3 protein-coding genes and 1 pseudogene are annotated in these 6,230 nt (G+C 60.7%); 1 reads left to right on the top strand and 3 read right to left on the bottom strand.

The genetic code is table 11. The features are described from left to right. Window positions 1–329, top strand: a pseudogene (locus AC5ZG5_RS42015) (hypothetical protein); the annotation flags it as partial. Between the two features lie 462 nt (window positions 330–791). On the opposite strand, the gene AC5ZG5_RS42010 reads toward AC5ZG5_RS42015, so the two are convergent. The 3 genes from AC5ZG5_RS42010 to AC5ZG5_RS42000 form a co-directional block, all read right to left on the bottom strand. Continuing rightward, window positions 792–1,337, bottom strand: coding sequence for an Lrp/AsnC family transcriptional regulator (locus AC5ZG5_RS42010; protein WP_456645733.1), 546 nt, complete (start codon window positions 1,335–1,337; stop codon window positions 792–794). A gap of 875 nt (window positions 1,338–2,212) precedes the next feature. Beyond that, window positions 2,213–3,142, bottom strand: coding sequence for a dihydrodipicolinate synthase family protein (locus AC5ZG5_RS42005; protein ID WP_456645732.1), 930 nt, complete (start codon window positions 3,140–3,142; stop codon window positions 2,213–2,215). A gap of 362 nt (window positions 3,143–3,504) precedes the next feature. Next, a complete protein-coding gene (locus AC5ZG5_RS42000) occupies window positions 3,505–6,141 on the bottom strand; it encodes a CehA/McbA family metallohydrolase (protein ID WP_456645731.1) in 2,637 nt (878 codons plus the stop codon). Window positions 6,142–6,230 lie beyond the last annotated feature (89 nt).

Here is a 6,230-nt window from a genome sequence, read left to right as displayed (position 1 = left end):
TCAGCCCGGCCGCTCAGCGCGAAGCTCGGCTGCGGAGCATCTTTGACTGCGATCTGCTTGTGCTTGACGACCTGTTCTTCGCTCGCACCATCCCCGACGAAGCCGGCGCTTTGCTGCAGACTCTGATCCATCAACGCTACAAATTGCACCTAGCAAGGAACTGCTTACACTTGTGTCACTCGTGTTTGTGCCGGCCGGCCTTGGGCATCGTGCAGAAGCTCGATAGGCTTGCTGCGCACGGCATCGCGATCATTCTGATCCTTACCCTTTCGGTGACCGCGACTTTGCTCGCGCCCCTGCCGAGCTTCCGGGTTGTTAGTCGCTCGTGAAAAAGGCCCCAGGCCGTTGGCCGAGAATCGATTTCGGCGGGCGGCTTGGCCTTGAGATTGCAACCTTTCGCGGCTTGAGGCTCCCGAAGCTTGCAATTTCGTGAAACGCGGATTGTGATGCCGTCGGCGCATCGGAGGGAACGACGCCACCGAACACAGCCGCAGACAACGGGGTGACGGCGACCAGTTCCGCGCCAGGCTTAAGCAGATCATCAGAACGAGCACGAGGTGGTGCAGCTCCCAGACAAGATTGAGTTCGACGCCAAGGCGCTACGAATTGATCAACGGTACTTTAGAGGGATCGCGCCGAGGCAGCTAATTTGTCGGGAGGCGGTTTTGGGTCAGATTGCATCGTTAGCCAGACCAAGCGCTGTGCGAGCTTGTCGTCCAATCGCTCCCATAGCCTCGGACAAAAGGTAACACAAAGCGATGCTGCCGGGTGTCACACGTCAACCTTGGTCATCAGCATGCGATAGAGGCCATTGGTAAAGTGAAGCCGGCCTTGACCCGATCCAGAACGAGGATAGTTTCAAAGCGCTTTATGTCTGGATTTTCGTGTACAAGGCGCCGAGTGAACTGTTCGTACTCTTCGATATCACTTGCTGTAACCAGCAAGACGAAGTCGGCCTGGCCGGTAACGTAGAATCCGCTCATCACCTCAGTCATCTTGCAGATTGCCCGCTTGAAGCGATCAACGATGTCGGCCCGATCGCGCTCGAAGAAGATGAGAACCAACAGGGTCACATTCCGTCCGATCGCTTTTGGAGAAATGATTGAAACGTCAGCTTCTATCACGCGTTCCGATCGTAGGCGCTTTAGTCGACGTTGAACTCCGGATGCAGACAAGCCGACCTTCTCGCCGAGTTCTTCACTGCTCAGGCGATTGTTGCGTTGCACGAGATCAAGAAGACGAGCATCGATTCTGTCGAGTTCCTTGGCTGTGCGGTCAATGGAGGGCGATCGCCTGGTCCAGCCGCACGACGTGGTTCCGTCAGGTGGACCTGTCATTCAAACCTGCTCCTAGCATCTCCACCAATGTTCGGCCTTAGGGGGCAATGCGCGCACTCGTGCCTTGAACAAAGCCCAAACGTCATCGGGCAGCAGCCAGCCGGCCACGTCGGGCCATGTGCCGCCCGGGTATCTCGCATCGAGAAGGCCCTCTCCTGAGTCGATAGATGGCGCAAGCCCTGTTACTCACGATCGCTGTTGGACTATGGCAGTAGATCGTTCGGAATGATCGGCCACCGTGCTCTTTCTCGATCTCTGCAGCGGATACAACCAAGTGATCTATCGATGAGTGGATATGTGAGCGGCACGGGTTGAGCATCGGGCATAGCCTTGCAGATCCGAGTTCGCCAGGCTCACAGGATGTCGCCCTGTGGCCAAGCTAACTATGCGCTCGCCTGGATCACGACTTAAGATTGATATATCTCTCAATTGCTTTGCGGGCCACCTCCCGAACGGTAGTCGGTCCGCCGAACGGAACGTCCGGAAGGGCCAGTCCATGATGATTGATAGAAAACATGCCACTTTCAAGGTCGGCTCCAATCGCGGTCATCATCTTAGTAGATTGCGCGTAGGCGTATCCGGCAAGGCGTAGGCAGTCGATTGGCCTCTCCGACCACCTCGTCGTAGCTCTTAAACACCGTGATTGGCGCGATGGCGCCGAACGGCTCCACCCCTTCTGTGCGGCTTTGAACGAGCTATCGATATCGCCTCGGCAGGCGTACGGGGTCTCGCCGATCGCCTGTCCGGTCGCGGGATTGAGGACCTTTTCCGATCTGTCCGAAGATCTCTCCGTCCATTCGCCCTCAATGAACATTTTGATTTTCGGGTACACAGGTTCACCTTGCTTCCGTTCATCCTATTTCATGCCTGTCAACTTAGTGCCCCCAATCTAGGGCTAGAGGATTGACTTCGCGTGCAAGCTCGATCAACGCGGCCCTCGTCTGCGGATGAATTTGTTCGAGGGGATGTCGTACTGCCTCGCATTTGATAACGGCGCCTTCTGCCATCACACTCTTGGCAGCGCGCAGGCCGCATTGGCGGTTCTCGAAATTGACCAGCGGCAGCACTCTTGCATAGGCAGCGGCAGCTTCCTGGCGGCGCCCCGCCTTGTGATTGTCGATCACTGGGCGCAACAGATCGGGAAGCAGCGCGCTCGGCATAGTCCCGGTCGCGCCAGCATCAAGATCTGCCATCATGGTGATGGCTTCCTCGCCGTCAAACGGGCCTATGATCGACTCACTGCCGACCTCGATCAAGGTCCGCAGCTTCGCCGCGGCAAACGGCACCTCAACCTTAAAATAGTTAACGAGCGGTACCTCTCGGGCAAGACGAACAAGAAACGGTACCGTGAGCGTGACGCCGCTTAGTGGCGCGTCCTGGACCATGATCGGAATTTTGGCCTTGTCTGCGATACGGCTGAAATGCTCCAGCATGCCAGCTTCGTCCGCTGTGAGTCCCGAGCCGTGGTAAGGCGGCATCAGCATGAGAAGGCTTGCCCCCCGATCGGCCGCATAGCGGGCGCGCTCCACCGCGATCTGTGTGCTGAAATGGCTGCATGTCACCATGACCGGCCTGCGGCCGTCGACATGCGACAGGCAGAGATCGACCAGCATTTCGCGCTCCTGGTCCGACAACAGGAACTGCTCGGAATAGTTTGCCAGAATGCAGATTCCGTCGACGTTCTGATCGATCATGCAATCGAGCACGCGCCGCTGCCCCTCAGGGTCGAGAGCTCCGGATTCGGTAAAGGGCGTTGGCGCGACCGGAAAGAGACCGCTATAAACCGGACTTTTTGCGTTTGGCATCAGGTAAGGAATCTAAGAAACAGATGGCGTCGACGATTAGATTTTTTCGACCTCGATTAGCCCATTAAGAACGTTCAGCGACTCGAACAGATCGTAAGATCCGAATATCGTCTCGGCATGGCTCGCCGAGTTCCAGCCGCGCGTCGCGACGTTTTGAGACAGGCTCCGATCAGCATACCTGACGGACGGGCGTCGTTCCGCCTGGCGGACGTGAGATAGCCATCGACAGTGCCTTTGCCGTACGTTCGCCCGCCTCACGATATTTGGCGCGCAACTCCACCGACGGTGCGAGCCGCCCCAGCTTGAGTCGTGCAAAGCCGAGCACACGATTGGGGTTGCAGTCATCGCAAGTTTTCCTTTCATCAATGCTCGCGCTCAACGTGAACGGAATGAACCGGTGCATGCCCATGGCTGGCGCCGAGTTCGTGAAGCCTGTGATGCAGGCGATGATGTGCAAGCTCCAGGGCAGCCCGCAGCCGCGAGTGCCGCGCTTCATCGGTCCTCGGGGCGAGCGTATCCATGTAGGCGATCGATCCCTCGATCTGCGCGAGGACCGACACCGCGTCCGCGGTCGCAAAGATGGGTTTATCACCGACTTCGACATACACGGCACTGGTGTGGGCCGCGATGTCGGCCTCGCGCCCGGCGACACTGCCTCGAACACGGATCGCGACCCAACAGGACGCAGTGACGCGTAGCGCGAGATGGCCGTTGCACGACAACTCGCCGCATCGCACTTCATCGACGACCGTGCCGTTGCGAATCAACTCCACCCGTGTTGGTCGGACGCTGACCGATTCGATCCGCCAGTCGACGGTGACGGTGCCTCCTGAAGGAGGAAGCGCGATCTTGCTCCCGGGACGCCGTCCTTCCACCGTCATGTCCACGAGCGGCCCGACTGTGATGAAGGTGTCGCCGCTGCGCACGGCATCCATCCAGTTGCGGTAGGTGAAATCGCGCCCGCCCAGCTGCACATAAGTCCGCGAGCCGCCGAGGAGCGCGGACGCCTCCATTTTGTCGGAACCCGCCACCAGCGGCAGGTGGTAGCCAATGTTGAGGTACCGGTACCAGTCGGCGAGACCAAATGCGCTGATCTGCGCGGTTCGCGGGTTGAACGACATCATTTCCATCGCATCGATCAAGCCGAGCACGATGTCCGCCGCTCGCTCGGCCTGCGGGTTCGGCGAGTGCGGCAACACGACCAGCCCCCCTTGCTGCCGGCAACGTTCCGCCCAGCCGGCCAAGGTCGTTTCCAGCGGATCACCGATCGCCGCTTCGTTGGATCCGGCGCAGGAGAGCGGATTGATGATCTCGCCTTCGTAGCCGAGAAGCGAGATGTGCCCCAGCACGTGCATCCGGTTCTCTGTGCCGACGCGGACGAGGAACTCTCCATTGCCGCCGAACTCCTTCGCCCCGATCGTCGTGCGTCCGTCGAAATCGGCGACGTTGGTGAACAACTCGCCCCATTGCGCCGCGAGCAGATTGACGACGTTGACACCCTCCGCCTTGCCCTCCAGCAGGGCTGTCTGCGGGCTCAGGAAGTGGACGTGCGTATCGGAGCTGACCCAGCCCTGTTCTCGCCAGCGCAGCACCCTGTCCAGCTCGAAGGTGAGGCTTTCGGTGCCCGCGGTGACTTCGACGATGCGGCGAAGGGGCCGCACCTCGAAGCCCCTGCTGATCTCGACGAACACGGGCCCGATCGGCAGGTCCGCCTCGCAGCTGCCATCCACATAGGCGTACTGGTTCAGGCCGTTCGCCAGCTCGCCGGCGAAGTCCTCGAACCTGCCGGTGTTGACCTTGCGGTGGTGTCCCTTGGGCGGCAGATACTCCCCGTGCGCGCCGTGGACATGCAGGCGTGCAGCGACACGCACACCGCTACCCTTCTCGACGATGCGGATCTTGACGGGCCTCGTCGCCGGCTCGATGGGCACCGCGTCCAGTAAGCTGCCTCCTGCGTCTCCGGCGGCTTCCAGCGATCGAAGGCCCCGAACGTACAGGTGGCCGTCATCGGAGCGCAGGTAGAGCCTTGCGTCGGGGTGCGCGGAGTATTCGACGATGACCTCGTCCACGGAACGCGCAGGCTGCACGTCATGCCTGTCATCAAGCCAATCCGCTCTCGAGTACTTAAGTACCGCCCGGGCGGAAATGACCTTGCCCAGGTCCATGCCGATCTGCTCGCCGCGATCGTCCACGTCCAGTTCTCCGAGCTTGTTCAGATGCACCCCGGGCGGCAGCCGCATCCTCAGCTTGCGACGGCCCTGAAGGCGCAGCGGATGCTCGGACAGTTGTGTCATGCTCACCGCATACACGAACGAATCCTCTTGGTCCGCGCGCAGGCTCAGGCCCACCAGCTCCTTCTCCGGATGCGGATTCGGCAGCGCATAGAGCCACAGGTTCTCGCCTTCAAGAGCGATGCGTCCCGATTCCGTGCGAGCCTCGCCGTAGAAGAAGCTGGCGCCCGCCGCCCGCCCGAGCGCGAAGTTTTCGTCGGTGCTCGCATGCACGATAGGCCCCCGCATCGGCACGGCGCCGAATGCACTCGCACTCCATGCAATGTGCTTCTGCTGGATCGCGAACCGCCGCAGCACGGGCACGTCGGCTACGTTGCCGTCAGCATATCGGAGCGCGTACGTCGACACGCGATCGCCGAGCGGGTTGCCGTCCACGGGGAGCGTGGCCGGCCCGATCTCCCCGAACCCTTCGGGCCGCGCAGGTGGATGGTCCGTGACCACCTGCACAAAGAGCACGTACCTGGCCAATGTGGTCGGCAGCGCGATGACGACAGGAGCCTCCCCACACCGCAACGCCAGCACATCCGGCCCGGCTTCGTCGCCGAACAGGAACGGGATGCCGCGATGCGTCTGCGGCCCCCGCAACGAGTCGATCCAGCCGGTGTCGCCCGTGCGCTTGCCGAGCTGCTCGTTCAGCTCCCGGCGCCTAACATTGAAATACCGCTTCAGGTCCACGGGCGTGAAGTGCGGCGATGAGGGCGTTTTCATTCGACGGCCTCCCGATCAGGAAAGTCGTCGCCTGGTCCTATCGATTCGGCAGTATGGCAGCGGGCCGTGCTCGCGATTGATCTGCGTAA

It is taken from the genome of Bradyrhizobium sp. Ses1 (assembly GCF_059512365.1).
The sequence above is the reverse complement of the archived record's forward strand: the minus strand, read 5'-3'. Positions and strand labels throughout refer to the sequence as shown.